This window comes from Bacteroides sedimenti (assembly GCF_040365225.1).
GTDB classification, from domain to species: domain Bacteria; phylum Bacteroidota; class Bacteroidia; order Bacteroidales; family Bacteroidaceae; genus Bacteroides; species Bacteroides sedimenti.
This window is the reverse complement of record NZ_AP028055.1, coordinates 2,857,528-2,876,407: the sequence shown is the minus strand read 5'-3', so window position 1 is coordinate 2,876,407 and position 18,880 is coordinate 2,857,528. Positions and strand designations below refer to the sequence as shown.

The 18,880-nt window shown below is 40.4% G+C and carries 11 protein-coding genes and 1 tRNA gene; 9 read left to right on the top strand and 3 right to left on the bottom strand.

Annotated features, from left to right (window positions below; translation table 11 throughout):
- Positions 1-22: 22 nt before the first annotated feature.
- Together ABWU87_RS11540 and ABWU87_RS11535 are read right to left on the bottom strand one after the other, a co-directional pair.
- Positions 23-901, bottom strand: a complete 879-nt coding sequence (locus ABWU87_RS11540; RefSeq protein WP_353330858.1) for a cell division protein FtsX — start codon at positions 899-901, stop codon at positions 23-25.
- 2 nt (positions 902-903) lie between these two features.
- Positions 904-1,800, bottom strand: a complete 897-nt coding sequence (locus ABWU87_RS11535; protein ID WP_353334460.1) for a class I SAM-dependent methyltransferase — start codon at positions 1,798-1,800, stop codon at positions 904-906.
- Positions 1,801-2,119: 319 nt separating this feature from the next.
- Here ABWU87_RS11535 and ABWU87_RS11530 point away from each other — a divergent pair, with 319 nt between their 5' ends.
- Positions 2,120-4,273: a TIM-barrel domain-containing protein gene (locus ABWU87_RS11530; RefSeq protein WP_353330856.1), complete on the top strand. Its 2,154-nt coding sequence runs from the start codon at positions 2,120-2,122 to the stop codon at positions 4,271-4,273.
- 28 nt (positions 4,274-4,301) lie between these two features.
- Positions 4,302-6,434: a glycoside hydrolase family 97 protein gene (locus ABWU87_RS11525; protein ID WP_353330854.1), complete on the top strand. Its 2,133-nt coding sequence runs from the start codon at positions 4,302-4,304 to the stop codon at positions 6,432-6,434.
- Positions 6,435-6,614: 180 nt separating this feature from the next.
- On the opposite strand, the gene ABWU87_RS11520 is transcribed toward ABWU87_RS11525, so the two are convergent.
- Entirely contained in the window at positions 6,615-7,265 is a 651-nt protein-coding gene (locus ABWU87_RS11520) for an HAD family hydrolase (protein ID WP_353330852.1), read from the bottom strand.
- A gap of 521 nt (positions 7,266-7,786) precedes the next feature.
- Here ABWU87_RS11520 and ABWU87_RS11515 point away from each other — a divergent pair.
- The 7 genes from ABWU87_RS11515 (at position 7,787) to ABWU87_RS11485 (ending at position 18,879) form a co-directional block, all read left to right on the top strand.
- Positions 7,787-7,860, top strand: a tRNA-Ile gene (locus tag ABWU87_RS11515).
- Between the two features lie 642 nt (positions 7,861-8,502).
- A complete protein-coding gene (locus ABWU87_RS11510; protein WP_353330851.1) occupies positions 8,503-11,454 on the top strand; it encodes a LamG-like jellyroll fold domain-containing protein in 2,952 nt (983 codons plus the stop codon).
- Positions 11,455-11,803: 349 nt separating this feature from the next.
- Positions 11,804-13,648, top strand: a complete 1,845-nt coding sequence (locus ABWU87_RS11505; protein ID WP_353330849.1) for a glycosyltransferase 87 family protein — start codon at positions 11,804-11,806, stop codon at positions 13,646-13,648.
- Position 13,649: 1 nt separating this feature from the next.
- Positions 13,650-14,423, top strand: coding sequence for a polysaccharide deacetylase family protein (locus ABWU87_RS11500; protein ID WP_353330847.1), 774 nt, complete (start codon positions 13,650-13,652; stop codon positions 14,421-14,423).
- A gap of 121 nt (positions 14,424-14,544) precedes the next feature.
- Entirely contained in the window at positions 14,545-15,726 is a 1,182-nt protein-coding gene (locus ABWU87_RS11495) for a THUMP-like domain-containing protein (protein ID WP_353330845.1), read from the top strand.
- A gap of 117 nt (positions 15,727-15,843) precedes the next feature.
- Positions 15,844-16,983, top strand: a complete 1,140-nt coding sequence (locus ABWU87_RS11490; RefSeq protein ID WP_353330844.1) for an N-acetyltransferase — start codon at positions 15,844-15,846, stop codon at positions 16,981-16,983.
- A 42-nt stretch (positions 16,984-17,025) separates the two neighbouring features.
- Positions 17,026-18,879, top strand: a complete 1,854-nt coding sequence (locus ABWU87_RS11485; RefSeq protein ID WP_353334459.1) for a DNA topoisomerase IV subunit B — start codon at positions 17,026-17,028, stop codon at positions 18,877-18,879.
- The last annotated feature ends 1 nt before the right edge of the window (position 18,880 follow it).

Genomic DNA, 18,880 nt, shown 5'->3' with positions numbered 1-18,880 from the left:
TGTTGTTTTGAATTATCTGTTTTTAAATATAATAAAGTGTACTTGCTTTCATTCTTAAATATCTGTTTATCGACAGATAAGCGCACAAAAAAGTTATTATCACTCCGAATAACAGTACAGAGGAAGCAACAATAAGCAGAACATCGGTTGTGACAATAGAGATTAGCTCCGGTTCGTAATTTACCAGTGTATAAGCCCCCCCCAGAAGAATTGCATCTGCTGCTATTGCCGAAATTAAACCTACCCAGATACTCCTTATCAGGAAAGGTTTCCGTATAAATCCCCAGCTGGCTCCCACCAGTTTCATGGTATGAATCAGAAACCTTTTTGAATGTATCGTCAAGCGAATGGTATTATTGATAAGGGCAAAAGAGATCAACGTCAGAAGTCCTGCAAGTGCCAGCAATACCAGGCTTATATTTCGAATATTCTTGTTTACCGAATCAACCAGATCTTTTTGATATAGTATCTCTTGGATATTTGTATTCTTTTTTATCTTTTTCTCTATTTTTGCAATACTGTCCGAGTTGGCATATGCCGAGTTCAGCTTTACCTCCAGTGAGGCGGTGAATGGGTTGTACCCCAGAAATTCTTCCGGATTGGTCCCCATTGCAGCGCTTTGTTCACGAAGCGCCTGTGCTTTAGAAATATAGCTTGACTCTTTAACGAAAGGTTCTTTGTTCAGTTCCTTTTGCATTTTCAGTATGTCGGCTTCAGCCATATCATCGCTGATCAGGATTGAAAAGTTGATATTTTCGCGTACATATACGGAAAGGTTATTTGCCGATAACACAAAAAAAACAACCAGTCCCAACAGGAGTAATACCAACATGGTACTGATACTGGAGGTTACACTTTGAATATCAAAGTATGAAACAGTGTTGTTATGTTTACTTTTCATATTTATTTCTTTCTGAATACATAAATAATCGAGCTGCTTTTATCCTTATTATTCAAGCAATGAATCCATGCAGTGGCACCAGTACACATTCCTTTCACAAAACTGAATGGATTCTTTTTATATTTCTCACTCAGAATTGAGACATAAAATGCATCAAACGGCATCGGTAAATGATCCACCATTTCAAAATTATGTTTTTCACAGAATCTCTTCATGGTATCCGGATTGAAATGCCATAAATGGCGGGGAACATCATACGCAGCCCAGAATTCTTTGTATTTTTGCGCATCGTAAGAACCACAATTTGGAACAGCAATAATGAGCGTTCCCTTTTCGGAAAGCAGTTCATGCAATCGTTTCCAGGTATCATTCAGATTTTCCAGATGCTCTATCACGTGCCATAGGGTGATAACATCGAACGATGCAGGCGTAAACTCCTGTAGCCCCGATTCATCTTTTACATCCAGGTTAAAGTTCTTTTTAGCAAATGTACGTGCCTGAGCGCTTTTTTCTACCGCACTTACATTCCATCCTTTCTGCTGCATTGTATGTGAGAAATATCCCGTTCCAGTTCCGATGTCCAGAATCCGCCCTGTACTTTTTCCTGAGGCCTGACTTACCAGCTGTGCCTTTTTTTGGAGCATATAAGTTCGTACCTTGTGGTAAATTCCGTTCATCAGCCCTTTCTTTGTATCACTGTGAGAAATATAATCGGGTGTCTCGTAATATTTCCCAATCTCCTTTTCTACAGGAACTCCCTGCGTAAACAGGAAGCTGCAGTCCCGGCACTGATAAAGGTCGAATTGCTCTCCTGAGGCATAAAAATCTGTGCATGTCTTCTTTTTATCAAGATTTGTTCCGCCGCAAAGAGGACATGCATTTATCGTGAGTTTATTCATCTGTTTATATCCGTCATGAGTGAATGTGTTCATGTATGGGCACATATCACCCGAATTTGGTGCAAATAAACAAATAAAAAGTGAGGTATAAGCCATAATTTAAGGATTTTTATATAACAACTTTTTTACTGAAAGATACGTGTTTAACCTCTGTTCAGTGAAAACGTTTGCATTTGCTCTTTTCCCTCTTTTACCACATCTATTAGTTATGTATCATTAATAATTATTTGATTTGCATCCGGGAAAAAATTGCTGTTAATCAACAGCTATTAATGAGTTTAATTTTATTTTTGAAAAATATATAATTAACAGCGATAGAATGATCAAGAAATCCGTATTTATTTGTCTGTTGACAGCATGTTCTATATCAACCATACATTGTGTAGCACAATCATGCAAACTCATTGGAAAAAATGTGTCGGTCTTTTATCCCCGGAACTATGATTCTTCTGCCCATCAGCCTTCATTTGCGTTATTGAAAGAACCGGCTGTGACAGGAGAGGTCCCTTCAGGTTGGGAACTTAGGCCAAACTTCTATCTGAAAGGAAGGAAGTCGTATGCCACTCTACCCATTGCGAAAGGAACCAGTCTTTATGGAACCGGAGAGAATACTGGGCCTTTACTAAGAAATGGTACCGTGGTTACGCTTTGGAATACAGATAATTGCGAGTACGAGAAAGATGAAGGTAAGCGCCTTTATCATTCTCACCCTTGGGTGTTGGGAGTAAATGCCGATGGTACAGCTTTTGGTATCATAGCCGATAATACCTGGAAGCAGCAAATTGAACTGACCGATAGCATCCGATTTATTTCTGATGGTCCTGCTTTTCGCGTTATTGTCATTAAGAGAGATTCTCCGCAGGAAGTGCTCCGGACATTGACGAACCTGATTGGAAGAATCTCCATGCCCCCTCTCTGGTCGCTGGGATATCAGCAATGCCGGTTCTCTTATGTTCCCGATACCCGGATAAAGAGCGTGGCAGATACTTTCAGGATTAAACAACTCCCATGCGATGTAATCTGGATGGATATTGATTACATGGATCATTTCAAGATCTTTACTTTCGATAAAAATAAGATTCCCGATCCTAAAGGTGTAAATACTTACCTGCATCAAAAAGGCTTCAAGTCTGTTTGGATGATTGATCCTGGTGTAAAAGCCGAAAAGGGCTATTTTGTTTATGATTCCGGGAGTGTAGGCAAGCACTGGGTGCTAAACAATGATGGAAAGGAGTACAACGGCAGTGTTTGGCCCGGGAAATGTGCTTTCCCTGATTTTACCAGGCCCGAAACACGGAACTGGTGGGGCGGACTCTATAAAGATTTCATGGCAACAGGTATCGACGGGGTGTGGAACGATATGAATGAACCCTCTGTCTTTGACGGCCCCGACGGAACAATGCCTGAAGACAATCTCCACAGAGGAGGCGAAGGAGTGCCTTCGGGTTCTCACCTGCGCTACCATAATGTGTACGGTATGCTGATGGTTAAAGCATCAAAAGAAGGAATCCTGAAAGCCAATCCTGAAAAGCGTCCGTTTATCTTATCCCGTTCTGGTTTTCTGGGTAGTCATCGTTACGGAGCCACTTGGACAGGCGATAATGTTTCTACTGTAAATCATATGAAGATGTCTGTGCCAATGTCGCTAAACCTTGGCTTGTCCGGTCAGGCATTCAATGGACCCGATTTAGGAGGATTTTCCCGTAGTGTAACTCCCGAACTTTTTGGACAATGGATTGCCTTTGGCGCGTTTTATCCTTTTATGAGAGGTCATGCTAGTAATAATGCCAACAATAAAGAACCTTGGGCTTTCGGTCCCGAAATAGAACAGGTTTCGCGTACGGCGCTTAACAGAAGATACCGTTTACTTCCCTATTTCTATACACTCTTCCATGAAGCATCTCAAAACGGCATGCCGGTTATGCGTCCGGTATTCTTTGCTGATGTTAAGGATACTACTTTGCGCAAAGAAGATCAGGCTTTTCTTCTGGGAAGCGATTTGTTGGTAATACCAAAATGGGCTGTTAAACCCGCTTTGCCAAAAGGAATCTGGCGAACAATCTCCTTCACAGGCGAAGATAGCCGGACTGATAAGTATCAGCCCGATGTAAAGTTAAGGGGAGGAGCCATCATTCCTATGGGAAAAGTAATTCAGAATACCACTGAATATAAGCTTGATTCGCTAACGTTAGTTGTATCACTTGATAAGCACGGGATGGCAAAAGGCTCACTGTATGAAGATGCCGGTGACGGATTTCAATATCAGAAAGGAGAATACCTTCTTTCCTCCTTTTCGGCAATACAGAAAGGAGCATCTGTCGCGCTTGTTGTAAAACCTGTTTCAGGGAAACTACATCCGGTGGCGAGAAACTACCGGGTTATTGTTGTTACAGATAAAGGCACCTTTGCATCCGGTTGGACTAGAGGCTCTAACGTAACAGTTTCGCTTTCTGCAAAATACAGAATCAATTAAACAAATTCAATATAATTATTTTTTTACCATGAGAAAAGCATTCTTATTTCTTTTTTTAATCTGTTCGGTGATAGTGGCAAAAGCAGAATCCATTAAGTCCCCGAACGGAAACCTGGAACTTACTTTTGAAGTAACAGGAGGAGTTCCTGTTTATCAGCTTACCTTTAAAGGCAAACCCGTTGTCAAGGAGAGCAAGCTGGGGTTGGAGCTGAAAGAAGGGCCTAGCCTTTTGAAAGATTTTGTTCTAACTAGTGTGGATAAAAGCAGTTTCGACCAAAACTGGAATCCGGTGTGGGGTGAGGTTAAAACCATCCGTAACAACTATAATGAATTAGCTGCTACCCTGACCCAACCATCGGCCGACCGTTATATCATAATCCGTTTCCGGTTGTTCAACGATGGTTTAGGTTTCCGTTATGAGTTCCCACAACAGAAAAACCTCAATTATTTTGTGGTGAAAGAGGAACGTACCCAGTTTGCCATGGCAGGCGACCATAAAGCTTTCTGGCTTCCAGGAGATTATGATACTCAGGAGTATAGTACCGTAACATCCGACCTTTCCGAAATCAGGGGAAAAATGAAAGCGGCTATCACTTCAAATGCCTCCCAGACTTCTTTCTCTCCTACCGGAGTGCAAACTCCGCTGATGATGAAGAGCAAAGACGGACTTTACATCAATATTCACGAGGCGGCACTGGTAGACTACTCCTGCATGCACCTCAACCTGGACGATAAGAATATGATTTTCGAATCATGGCTCACCCCTGATGCCATTGGCGATAAAGGGTATCTGCAAACTCCCTGCCAGTCGCCCTGGCGTACGGTTATCGTGAGCGATGATGCACGTGATATTCTTGCCTCAAAAACAATCCTGAACCTGAACGACCCTTGTAAATACGACGATACCTCTTGGATTAAGCCTGTTAAATATGTAGGTGTATGGTGGGAGATGATTACGGGGAAAAGTACTTGGTCCTACACCGACCTGCCGGCTGTTAAACTAGGAGTTACCGATTATTCAAAAGTAACACCAAACGGAAAGCATGCTGCTAATACAGCGCACGTAAAAGAATATATCGATTTTGCTGCCAAGCACGGATTCGATGCTGTTTTGGTAGAAGGATGGAACGTTGGCTGGGAAGACTGGTTTGGCAAATCAAAAGATTATGTATTCGACTTTGTTACTCCTTACCCCGATTTCGATGTTCAGGAACTGCACCGATATGCAGCTTCCAAAGGGGTGAAAATGATGATGCATCACGAAACCTCTTCATCGGTTCGTAATTACGAACGCCACATGGACAAAGCATACCAGTTCATGGTAGACAATGGCTATAATGCAGTGAAGAGTGGTTATGTAGGCAATATTATTCCACGTGGCGAATACCATTATGGCCAGTGGATGGTGAATCATTATCTTTATGCAGTTACTAAGGCAGCCGAATACAAAATTATGGTTAATGCCCACGAAGCTGTGCGTCCCACTGGGCTTTGCCGTACTTATCCTAACTTGATAGGGAATGAGTCTGCCCGTGGTACGGAATATGAATCTTTTGGAGGAAACAATCCCGATCATACCACTATCCTTCCTTTCACCCGTCTAATGGGGGGCCCGATGGACTACACTCCGGGAATTTTCGATACCAAGATTAGTTTCATCAAAGGAGAGCACTCGTTTGTTCGTAGTACGCTTGTTCGCCAGTTGGCACTTTATTTAACTATGTATAGCCCATTACAAATGGCTGCCGACCTTCCTGAGAACTATAATAAGCACCTGGATGCATTCCAGTTTATCAAAGATGTGGCAGTAGATTGGGATGACAGCAAGTACTTGGAAGCAGAACCGGGCGATTATATTACAGTAGCCCGCAAAGCAAAAGGAACAAACAACTGGTTTGTGGGGAATACCAGCGATGAGAATGGGCACCAGTCCAAATTGTCGTTTAACTTCCTCGAACCCGGAAAAAAGTATATTGCAACCTTCTATTGCGATGCTGCTGATGCTCATTATCAAAAGAATCCTTCGGCTTATACAATAGAGAAAAAAGTGGTGACAAATAAATCTAAGGTTACCCTCAAGGCTGCTCCGGGTGGAGGTTATGCTATTAGCATTATTGAGGTAAAAACTCCAGATGAAATGAAAGGACTTAAGAAATTATAAAATAACCTATCCCTTCATTTTTTAAGTTTACGCAGGAAACCGTCTCCTTCTTTTCTTTCGGGAAAGAGGATGACTGTTTTCTGCGTATTTAATATAATAATGTATATCTGGGCTTAAACCAGATAAAATCTGAAACTTTTTTCCCAATTTCACCATTTTGTGGTGATTGGTTTTCCTGATTTATAAAAGCATCATAAGTTCCTTAATGTCCGAAGCTAGAAAATCGGCTCCGGCCTTTTGCAGTTCGGTTTTGCTTCCGTAACCATAAAGTACGCCAATCGAGGTGATGCCGTTATTCTTTGCTCCTTCTATATCGTGTTCACGGTCGCCAACCATGACAGTTTTTCCCGGTTCTGTAATCTGGTTTGATTTTAATACATACCTTATAACATCCGTTTTTGTTGAACGACTCCCGTCCAGTGTGGCTCCTCCGATAAAAGAGAAATAATGTGTAAGATTAAAATGCTCCAGAATCTGTTTCGCAAAAGGTTCGGGTTTAGAAGTAGCCAGCAATATGGTTTTCCCTTTTTCTTTCAGTGTCTGTAGTAGTTCTTCTATTCCTTTGTACAGATAATTTTCGAACATCCCTTTGGCGACAAAATATTCCCGGTATTTTTTCAGGGCAAGTAAAGCTTGGTCGTCGTTGAAGTGATAGAACTCCTTGAAAGACTCAATCAGGGGTGGCCCAATAAATTTGGTAAGCTCTTCCGGGTTAGGAACGGTAATTTCAAAGAATGAAAGAGCATATTGTATAGAACGGGTGATGCCGGTTGCTGGATCGGAAATAGTTCCGTCCAGATCGAATAATATGTATTGATACTCCTTTTTCATGCAGCAGATAAAATGATCTTATTTTGTCCGGCAAAGGTACATAATTTCCTTTCTGGATGGAGTAAAAAATGCATTTGTCCAATATCAAACAGATATAATCGTGCTAAAAATAGAGTTATTTATTTGTAAATCAAAAGAATATTGGAGAAGAGAATAGTCCAATGCTTTTTAGCTCTAAAACTATTTTTTTTGCTTTAATTTGCATCGAAGAAATAAATCTTGTGTATACTTAGATATGACATAACTGAGTAACTCTTCAAAATTAGTTTTTAAATTCTTTGTATCTACCTAATCAAGATTTGGTTATGATGATGTTTGTTTTTTCTCTTGAAGGTGGATAGATATTTAACTCAGGCGGCCAGGTTAAGGAGTGGTTACCTTAACCTGGCTCCCGGGTATAAAACCTAAATATGGCTCCACAAAGTTCCTACTGGTATATTTTTCTTATCTTTTTAATAGAAACCCTTGCATAATTCACGAAAACTTTCTACTTTTGTACCCGCATCCAGATATGGACGCACGGGCTTTTAGCTCAGTTGGTTAGAGCAACAGACTCATAATCTGGAGGTCCTTGGTTCAAGCCCAAGATGGCCCACCTCTTAAAAATCAAGCCGTTACGAATAGTTTTCGTGACGGCTTTTTTAATGCCTCATTTATCGCATCCCCCTCTCCCCATATAATTTATTTTTTAAAGTCACGCAAGTCGCGCAAGTCACGCAGAAGGCTTGTAATATTCTGTATGTCAGGTGTATATAGGTGCGTGACTTTCGCTAAAAAAGCGCGTGACTTCTAATAAGTCACGCAGCGTCATTTCAATAACGTGTAAACAATATGCATCGTGCATCGAAAATCATTTAGAAAATGTCAGTGAACAATTGATTTGATGCTTAATCATCAAAGCGATATCACTTGGATGCCTACGATATATTTACTTTAAAGTGCTTGATTTTACCTTTATGTTTTTGTCCGTCCACCCGGGTGTACCGCACCTGTACACCCGGATGGAGAGGCAGGGTACACCCGGGTGTAGGCTATCGGTACATCCGGATGTAGGAGACAATTATACGAATAATTATTAGCACAACGGCCTTATCAATAATAATCGCAAAGTAAAAAAGCTATTATCGTACGCTATAGATGTAACTTAATTGCATCTAAATTTATAACTTACTATTGCATTTGTTGTCTAATATACATATATTTAGCAAAAAATTGAAGAACCTTAAATTTGACAGATATGAAATCAGTCACATCTTCCCTTCAAAAAATCTTCATTGTACTTATTTTTAGTGCAATCACGTTACCAGCCTATTCAATATTAAATCCAACAGGATCGTCTCAACCATTAGCAAAAAAGACAGAGGTTATTCCAATTCCCGGAGTAGATATGCAAAGAATTCAGAACCGGCTGGAAGTGTTGAAATATCATGGTCGCGTATGGTTTAATCCGCCTTTCAACACCTTTGTCTATCCCTTTATCGTTATCTCGGCAAGCGATTATCAGACACAGAAGCCCGCCGATGCTTTTCCTTTTGAAGCAGGATTCGTTGCTGCAAACGGGACTATCACCATTAGTGAACCTATTACTAATGAGCAAAAAGCCGTTTTCCCCGATTTAACCAGTGTGGCTTTGTACTACCTGAATCAGGCGTACATCTTCCATTATTATCAAACGAATCAGATGCCTTTGATTTTCAAGGTAGGATTTCCCTTGTTTGAATCGGGCTTACTCCCTTCGGATGCAACAATAAAAGCAGCAGTTAATGCTTACGGAGGAGCTTTTCCTTCATTTGATGTGTTGAATAACCGTGCCGGCTTTATAGCGAACAACGGAATGGCTGTTGCCGGTGTCTTTGCCGAATTTATGAACGTATTTAAAAACTGGGGATATCCTCTGATTACCAATATAAATGCAAATGGATTTGATGTGGCTCCGTGGTGGTTTAATGTAGATAACTTGCCCGGATTGCTGGGAGATTTTAATCGTTATCTGTCTCACCGTTTTTTGCTCTCAGATGATAACTTTCGTGTTAAATTATACCGTGAAAGTGACAATTTCAAATTTTATACTACACCATATTTTGGAAATATAAACTTCCCAATGCTTACAGAATCAATGGAGGAGGCTTATGCCGAATATACTTCCCATTATAATGTAAAAGCAGGAGAGAAGATGTCTGTATTTACATTAGGAGATTGTGTAGATGCCGATATTGAAGGATTAAATTGCGACCCGGCTACTGCAAATATTGGAGGAACGGCATGGTCATCGGGATTACATGCCGGTTGCACATCCAACGCAGCAGATTTAAATTCGGTAAAATACCTCATGAGGCACGAATTGGCTCATCTGTTTCAAGGATTATGGAAACAGGAATCAGGAACAGCATGGCTAGGAGAGGGATTCGCTTTCTTTAATGCAGAAGGCCCTTTGGCTGGAGAATATTTAGGGCTGTCCGGATTTTCATATCGTCCTTTGCTTATTTCATCCATGGATTTTGCAACCCGTTATTTTGGGCATCGTCCTACTTATGCCGATACCAAAGATTATCCTCAAACTGATTATGGTTACAAATACTTAGGATATAGCATGATTGATTTCATGTACAGAAAAGGAGGATATGATGCGGTAAAAAATGTACAGATAAACGACACTGTAGGTTATAAAACCTTAGGATATGCTACTGCCCAGGCTTTTTTCGAAGATTATTTATTCGATTTTGATACCCGCGTTCAGCAAATGCCTGTTGCCACGTTGCTAAATCCGGTAACCAGCACCAATGAAACAAATCAGACTGTAGCTATCAATTGGGTACCGCTTAAAAACACAATCAAACTGAATGTTTATGTCTCAACCGATGAAGCTAAGAGCTGGACAAAGATTGCCGACCACACTACAGATACCAGTTGCACATGGAATGCCGCAGATATTCAAAGTCGTTTTTTTATCAAGATATCTGCTCCCGATAATTTGGATGTCTCAACCACATTCGGTCCTTTCCAAAAAGTAAATTTGGCCAAACTCAGTTTGATTTCTCCTGCAATAAACAGTTATGTGATAACCGGCGACACGGCAATAATCAAATGGGGAACCACCAATGTGCAGAATATTAAAATTGATTATTCAATCAATAACGGCGTAGATTGGACTGGCATCGAGCCCGGTACTTCTACTGTTTCCGGACAATATAAATGGATTGTTCCAACAAATATTTCGGGTGCTTGTCAGTTGAAAATTACCGACTTATCCAACAACAGTAACCTTTCCGTTGGCGAAACATTCACGGTTTTGCAAAACAATCCGGTGGGAGGTCCTTACCTGATGGACAAAAACACGGTACTGCTTCTGCATTTCGACAATGATTTGAACAACCGAAGCAATTTGGCTCCCAATGCTATTGGAAATCCGACCAGTCTGGCAACCGATGCTGCCGGAGTGGACCAGCTGGGACGAAGCTACAAAACAGTAACACCATTGACCGTGCCCAACAGTGCGGCATTGAATCTGACAGGCGACTGGACCATTGAAGCCTGGATAAAGCTCAATTCATTTACTGCCAATAATAACATGTACCTAGTATGGAAGCCGGGCGATTCAGATATGTATCAGTCCAACTATTCGCTGGAAGTAAGTCCCTGGTGGGGAAATGTATTCCATGGATACTACTTTTCCGGGCTTAATTCCCGTATCGGGCAAACCTCATCTTCTATAAATCTGAACGAATGGTATCATGTGACTTTTATCCGGGATACAAAGGGTATGAAAATAAAGCTGATTGTACACGACAGAAACCGGAATCAGATTTTCTCAGGAGAACAGAATTATACCTCCACTGAAACCTATCTAAATGCACGCGACCTTCAGATTGGCACCAACCTAGATGGTTATATAGACGAAGTGCGTATAAGTAATATTGCAAGAAGCCTTATCAATACCGGAATAAACAATCAGCTGAGCAATCGCCTGACAATATATCCGAATCCATCTACCGGAATCGTTTATTTGAACGGAGTACAAGGAGCCGGGCAAATAATGGTGTCGGACGCAAACGGACGATTGTTATTAACTCAACCTTTGTCAGGCAAACCCACAGAGAAGATTGATTTGGCTTCATTTAAAAAAGGAATTTATTTTATTCAACTGAAGCAGGAACACGCATCTCAAACGAATAAAGTCGTAATTTGGTAAGAATATTGCTTGTTCGGATGTGTAAGTCACGCGCAAGTCACGCAGGAAGTCACGCACCTGTACTTGTTTGATAATAAATGTGTTGCAGCCAATGTGCGCGACTTGTGTGACTTGTGCTACTTTTTGAAATTGATTTTATGGGGAAATGCTATGAAAGCGAATTGTTTGATAAGTAGTGACAATTGATCCCCAAATTTGAACATTCTTGAAAGAGAGACTTTAATTTCTGTAATAGATGCTGATTCTTTTAATGAAAAATTTAAAAATTTAATTTGTAATGAATTGCCGGAAAGATAATTTAGTGTACAAATACCTATGTAAAAATTACCATATTATTTTTTCTGTTTGGATGATAGCAACGGTAATTTGTGGCTCATTGAGATTAATCAGAGACAGATATAATAATTATCGAATTTTTAAAAACATCTTTTGGCATGCATATAATCAGTTGCCTTTATATGCTCCCTATCCTAAAGAATACCATGACATTGCTCATTATGGAGCATTCTTTAGTGCTGTGATTTTTCCATTTTCAATTCTTCCCGATTTTCTGGGGCTTACATTATGGGTGGTGGCAAATTCCTGTTTATTATTCTTTGCGATAAAAAAACTACCACTGAGCCGCAATAAGCATTTGTTTATTTTCTTATTTAGCGCAATTGAGCTGTGTACTTCGGTAACTGCGCAACAATTCAACGTCGGGATTACTGCGATCATTATTTTATCCTATTATTATATTGACCGGAAAAAAGATTTTTGGGCTGCTTTTTTTATCATGTTGGGCACATTCACTAAAATATATGGAGTAGTAGGACTTGCCTTCCTGCCTTTCTCCAGAGATAAAAAAAGACTCCTGCTGTCTTGTCTTTTCTGGGGTGTAATTATGTTTTTCTTTCCCATGATCTACTCATCTCCATCCTACATATTTGAACAGTACCATTCGTGGATAGTAGATCTTTTAGGTAAAAACAGCCAAAATATATTTGCATATTATCAGAATATTTCCCTGCTTGGGTTTGTCAGGAAAGTGAGTTGCGGTGCTTATTCTGATTTATGGCTGCTTATTCCTGGAATAATTCTATTTGGTTTACCCTATTTACGTATAAAGCAATATCGCTCCCAAAGTTTCCGAATGATGCTGTTGGCTTCTGTACTGCTTTTTACGGTACTGTTCAGTACAGGAAGCGAGTCAAGTTCCTATATAATAGCTATTTTAGGAGTTACACTATGGTATATAAATACACCTTCTGGAAACAGAAAGTTAAATCAGGCTCTTTTAATCTTTGCTTTTGTAATAACCGAAATTTCATGTACTGATCTGTTTCCGAAAGGAATAAGAAATGACTTTATAATTCCATATTCAATCAAGGCAGTACCATGCATCATTATTTGGCTGAAAGTCTGCTATGAACTATACATCTTCAATTTTTTAAAGAGAGAAGGATGTTATAATAAAAAAGAACATGTTGCTGTTGTGCCAACCACTAGTAATGAGGTTGATATTGTTCTTCCTTGTTATAATCCACCGGCTAACTGGCAGAAAATTATATCCGATAAGATGAATCAATTGAAATCTTTTTTACCTGATAAAACATTCAACCTGATTGTTGTAAACGATGGGTCAACAACCCAGATGGATGAAGAGGAAATTGTAAAGTTCAGAAAAATGATTCCTGAAGCCCGATTTATAAGTTATCCTGAAAACAGAGGGAAAGGATATGCGCTTAGAAAAGGTATAGAGACCACGCGTTCTTCTTTGATTATTTATACAGATTGGGACTTCCCTTATTGCCTAAATAGTATTCTTGCTGTAATTCATCAGTTGGAAAAAGGGTACGATGTCGTTGTTGCAGCTCGGACAAACTCCTATTTTCATCATTCAGAACTAGGCTTTTTCCGTAGTCTTATGTCTTTTTGTTCCCGGATTATGAATAGAGTGATTCTAGGTATGAAGTTTAACGATGCCCAAGGTGGGTTGAAAGGCATGAGCAGAAAGGGGAGAGACATTTTCTTAAGAACAAAGATTGATCAGTTTCTTTTTGATACTGAGTTTGTATATTTGGCGTCCAGAGAAAGGGATCTTAATATTTGTGAAGTAAAAACGGATATTCGTGAAGGGGTACATCTTTCTCACATGGGGATGAAAGTTTTGAAAAAAGAATTATTTAATTTTGTACGAATAGCTTACAGATAATATGATTGCATTAAGTTTCGATATAGAAGAATTTGATTTACCGATAGAGCATCACAAAGAAATCTCGTTGGCAGAACAAATTGCCATCTCAAAGGATGGATTAGTCAAGGTGCTCGACTTGCTAAAAAAGTACGGAATAAAAGCAACGTTCTTCAGCACGGTTACATTTGCTAAATCTTCGTTAGAAATTATTGAACGAATAGTACAAGAAGGGCACGAACTTGCTTCACATGGCTGCAATCATTCAAATTTTAATATAGAAGACTTAAAAGCATCAAAAGATGCGTTGGAGAAACTAAGTAATGCTCAAGTAAGAGGCTTTCGGATGCCTCGGATGATGGCTGTTGATGAAAGTGAGCTGTATTATGCCGGATATACATATAATTCGTCGCTGAATCCTACCTGGATTCCCGGTAGGTATAATCATCTTCGTCGTCCACGGAATATTTTTAAAGAAAAGAACGTTTGGCAGGTACCGGCTTCGGTTTCTTATCCGTTCCGAATTCCTCTTTTCTGGATTTCTCTCCATCAGTTTCCATTACCGTTCTATAAATTCTTATGTAACAGTGCGCTTAGGAAAGATGGCTTTTTGAATATTTATTTTCATCCATGGGAGTTTTACAACCATCTGGATAATAAAAAATTGGGGGTTCCAGGGTTTATACAAAAGAATTCGGGCGATTGTTTAATTGTACGGCTAGATTCGGTTATTTCTTATTATCTCAAAAAAGGAGTTCCTTTTGTAACAACTTTCCAGTTGTTGCAGAATAAATAGTCTCATTCAGTAGGTTTAATGAAGCAATGAAAATGGCTCCCTGAAATTAATCTTCCCCAGAGATTCGCAATTTGAGTACGTTGTTATACCTTTGTAATCTTCTTAATTTAATAACCTGCAGATGGAAGTTACCAACGCAACGATTCAATTTATAAGGGAGCATCTGGATGACGATACTTCAAAACTGGCACTTCAGGCAAAGAAATATCCTGATGTGGATATGCCTTTTGTTATCAATCAGATAGTGGGCCGGAAGATGGCGATGGAGAAAATTCCGTCGTGGGGAAACAAAGATGGACTACTTTATCCCAGGCATCTCTCTTTGGAGCAGTGCTCATCCGAAGCAACTGCAAAGTACAAGGCATCTTTGGTGAAAGGGGATACGATGGTCGACCTCACCGGCGGGTTCGGGATTGACTGTGCATTCCTTTCGGCAAACTTCCGGCAGGCGGTTTATGTGGAACGTCAACAAGAACTATGCGAAATAGCCACTTCCAATTTTCCTCTAATGGGACTTTCGCATATCAAAGTGGTGAACGAAGATGGAGTGGGGTACCTTTCACAGATGGAGCCTGCCGACCTGATATTTCTCGATCCTGCCAGAAGGGACGAAAAGGGCGGAAAGGTCGTAGCAATAGCCGATTGCGAGCCCGATGTTGCCCGGCTTTCCGAATTGCTAATAAGTAAAGCAAGGCAAGTAATGATTAAGCTCTCACCAATGCTCGACCTCTCACTGGCGTTGCGTGATTTGCCTTATGCCAAAGAGGTGCATGTGGTATCGGTTGCCAACGAATGTAAAGAGGTACTGATAATCCTTGAAAAAGGAGCGCCCGACAAAGAGATGGCAATTCACTGTATCAATGTTCTTAAAAATGGTGAAGTACAACGATATACCTTTTCTAAAGAGCAAGAGTCAGAGGTGTGCGACTATACAGACGAAATAGGAACATATCTTTACGAGTCGAGCGCTTCAATACTAAAGGCGGGAGGCTATAAAAGCATTGCAAATTCGTTTAATCTGAAGAAACTTCATCCCAACAGCCATCTTTACACGTCCAATATTAAACAGGCCGATTTCCCCGGCAGGTGCTTTGAATGTAAATCGGTTTTCTCTCTGAATAAAAAGGAGTTAAAGACATATTTGGGAGATGTGAAGCAGGCGAATATCACAATCCGGAACTTTCCTTCCACGGTGGCCGACTTAAGAAAGAAGCTTCGTCTTTCTGACGGGGGAGATATTTACCTTTTTGCAACAACATTAAAGAGCGAACAGAAAGTGCTGATTAAATGTCATAAAATATAACATATACCTCGTTAATATCAGTCTAAACGATGCTATTTAAGAGATATTAATCGGGCGATAATTATGTTTTTTCTTGAAAAAGAGTATCTTTGTGAGCTTAATATCTTAATTCACCCTATGGCAATAAAAATAAAGCAAGTATCTAATAAAAAGGAACTTAAAGATTTTATACGATTTAACTACGAGTTATATAAGGGCAATGCATATTCCGTTCCCGACCTCTACGATGATATGCTTAGTACATTCGACAAAAAGAAAAACGCGGCATTCGAATTCTGCGAAGCTGAATATTTTCTGGCATACAAGGATGACAAACTAGTGGGAAGGGTTGCAGCCATTATCAATCATAAAGCAAATGCTACCTGGAATAAAAAGGACGTTCGATTCGGATGGATCGATTTTATTGACGATCTGGAAGTTTCGGAAGCATTACTGAAAGCAGTGGAACAATATGGTAAAGAACATGGGATGGAGAGCATTCAGGGCCCACTTGGATTTACCGACTTCGATGCGGAAGGTATGCTCGTTGAAGGATTCGACCAGTTAAGCACAATGGCTACCATCTATAACTATCCTTACTACCCCGAGCACATGGAAAAGTTGGGATATGAGAAGGAAGCCGACTGGGTAGAGTTTAAAATCTACATTCCTGAAAACGGGGTTCCTGAAAAGCATCAGCGCATATCAGACCTGATACAAAGAAAATACAACCTGAAAGTGATTAAATATACTTCGGGAAAGAAACTATCGAAAGATTACGGACAGGCAATCTTTGAACTGATGAATGAGGCTTACAAGCCTTTGTTCGGTTATTCAGCCCTATCGCAGCATCAGATTGACCAGTACGTAAAGCAATATCTTCCAATTGTAGATCTGAAACTGGTTCCGTTGATCGTGGATCAGGAAGGACAACTGGTAGGTGTGGGTATATCAATGCCATCTTTGTCTGTAGCACTGCAAAAAGCTAAAGGAAAGATGTTGCCTTTTGGATGGTACCACCTGGCAAAGGCTCTTTACTTCGGAAAAAGAAAAATCGTTGATCTCTTGCTGATTGCCGTAAAACCAGAATATCAGAACAAAGGTGTGAACGCATTGCTGTTCTCTGATTTGATTCCTGTTTACCAAAAGGAGGGTTTTGAATATGCCGAAAGTAATCCGGAACTGGAGATGAACGGAAGAGTTCAGTCTCAGTGGGAGTATTTTAAAACGGAACAACATAAACGTCGTCGCGCGTTCATAAAGAGAATTAGTTTGTAATATAATATATTATCTATTGGTAGATTTTTAGTTATGGAAGAAATGCTTGAAGAAAAACTCCAGGTCGCGGAATATACCGAAGAAAATATTCGCACCCTTGACTGGAAAGAGCACATTCGTCGCCGCCCTGGTATGTATATCGGGAAGCTGGGCGATGGCTCACACTCGGATGATGGTATCTATGTGCTGCTGAAAGAGGCGCTGGATAACTCAATTGACGAGTACATGATGGGTTTTGGTAAAACAATTGAAGTGACGGTGATTGATGGCAAGGTTACGGTGCGTGACCACGGCCGTGGTATTCCTTTGGGGAAAGTGATCGATGTCTCATCAAAAATGAATACCGGAGGTAAATACGATTCTAAAGCATTTAAGAAATCTGTTGGTTTGAACGGAGTTGGTATCAAAGCTGTCAATGCCCTTTCTTCCTACTTCCGTATTTCAAGTTTCCGGGATGGAGAGGAGAAAAGTGCGGAATTTGAAAGAGGAACGTTGATAAAGGATTTCCCGATTGCTGAAACAGAACACGATAATGGTACGTTGACAGAATTTGTTCCGGATAATACCATTTTTAAAGATTATCGTTACCAGAATGAGCACATCGAACCGCTCCTTAAGAATTATGTATTCCTTAATTCGGGCCTTTCTATTATATTCAACGGAAAAAAATTCAACTCTAAAAACGGGTTGGTCGACCTGTTGAATGAGTACATGACTACCGATCCGCTCTATCCCATCATTCACCTGAAGGGAGAAGATATAGAACTGGTACTTACCCATACCGACCAATATGGAGAAGAGTACTATTCTTTTGTGAACGGACAGCATACCACTCAAGGAGGTACCCACCTTGCGGCTTTCCGTGAGGCGGTGGCGAGAACAATCAAGGAATATTACCCCAAAAACTTTGATTATGCCGATATTCGTTCCGGTATGGTGGGAGCTATCAGCATCAAGGTGGAAGAACCTGTGTTTGAGTCGCAGACAAAAACCAAATTGGGTTCTAAGGATGTAGGACCCGACGGTCCATCAGTAGGAAAGTTCATCGGAGATTTTGTGAAACGGGAACTGGACAATTATCTGCATATTAATCACGAAACATCCGAAATCCTGCTTCAAAAGATTCAAGATTCTGAGAAAGAGCGGAAAGCGATTGCAGGTGTTACTAAACTGGCTCGCGAAAGAGCAAAGAAAGCAAATCTGCATAACCGGAAACTACGCGATTGCCGTACTCACCTAAATGACATGAAAGGAAAGAATCAGGAAGATTCAAGTATTTTCATTACTGAGGGTGACTCAGCGAGTGGCTCCATTACCAAGAGTAGGGATGTGAATACACAGGCGGTGTTCAGTCTCCGCGGTAAACCGCTCAACTCTTTCGGTCTAACTAAAAAGGTTGTGTACGAAAATGAAGAATTCAACCTTTTGCAGGCTGCTCTGAACATAGAAGATGGCATTGAAGGATTGCGCTACAATAAAGTGATTCTGGCTACCGATGCCGATGTGGATGGAATGCACATCCGTTTGCTGATGATTACTTTCTTCCTGCAGTTCTTCCCGGACCTGATTAAGAAAGGACATGTCTACATTTTGCAGACACCACTTTTCCGTGTACGAAACAAGAAAGAGACCATCTACTGTTATTCGGAAGAGGAACGTGTTAGCGCTATAAATAAGCTTTCACCCAATCCGGAAATCACCCGATTTAAAGGACTTGGTGAGATATCGCCGGATGAGTTTAAAAATTTCATCGGAAAGGATATGAGGCTGGAACAGGTTACGCTAAGAAGGCACGACCTGGTGAAAGATTTGCTGGAGTTTTACATGGGTAAGAATACCATGGAACGTCAGAATTTTATTATCGATAATTTAGTTATTGAAGAAGACGTTGCGTAAT

Bases quoted from the DNA above. Each gene is read 5' to 3' on its own strand.
- ABWU87_RS11500 (WP_353330847.1), top strand. From the start codon at position 13,650: ATGATTGCATTAAGTTTCGATATAGAAGAATTTGATTTACCGATAGAG.
- ABWU87_RS11510 (WP_353330851.1), top strand. From the start codon at position 8,503: ATGAAATCAGTCACATCTTCCCTTCAAAAAATCTTCATTGTACTTATT.
- ABWU87_RS11495 (WP_353330845.1), top strand. From the start codon at position 14,545: ATGGAAGTTACCAACGCAACGATTCAATTTATAAGGGAGCATCTGGAT.
- ABWU87_RS11535 (WP_353334460.1), bottom strand. From the start codon at position 1,800: ATGAATAAACTCACGATAAATGCATGTCCTCTTTGCGGCGGAACAAAT.
- ABWU87_RS11525 (WP_353330854.1), top strand. From the start codon at position 4,302: ATGAGAAAAGCATTCTTATTTCTTTTTTTAATCTGTTCGGTGATAGTG.
- ABWU87_RS11520 (WP_353330852.1), bottom strand. From the start codon at position 7,265: ATGAAAAAGGAGTATCAATACATATTATTCGATCTGGACGGAACTATT.
- ABWU87_RS11505 (WP_353330849.1), top strand. From the start codon at position 11,804: ATGATAGCAACGGTAATTTGTGGCTCATTGAGATTAATCAGAGACAGA.
- ABWU87_RS11485 (WP_353334459.1), top strand. From the start codon at position 17,026: ATGCTTGAAGAAAAACTCCAGGTCGCGGAATATACCGAAGAAAATATT.
- ABWU87_RS11490 (WP_353330844.1), top strand. From the start codon at position 15,844: ATGGCAATAAAAATAAAGCAAGTATCTAATAAAAAGGAACTTAAAGAT.
- ABWU87_RS11540 (WP_353330858.1), bottom strand. From the start codon at position 901: ATGAAAAGTAAACATAACAACACTGTTTCATACTTTGATATTCAAAGT.
- ABWU87_RS11530 (WP_353330856.1), top strand. From the start codon at position 2,120: ATGATCAAGAAATCCGTATTTATTTGTCTGTTGACAGCATGTTCTATA.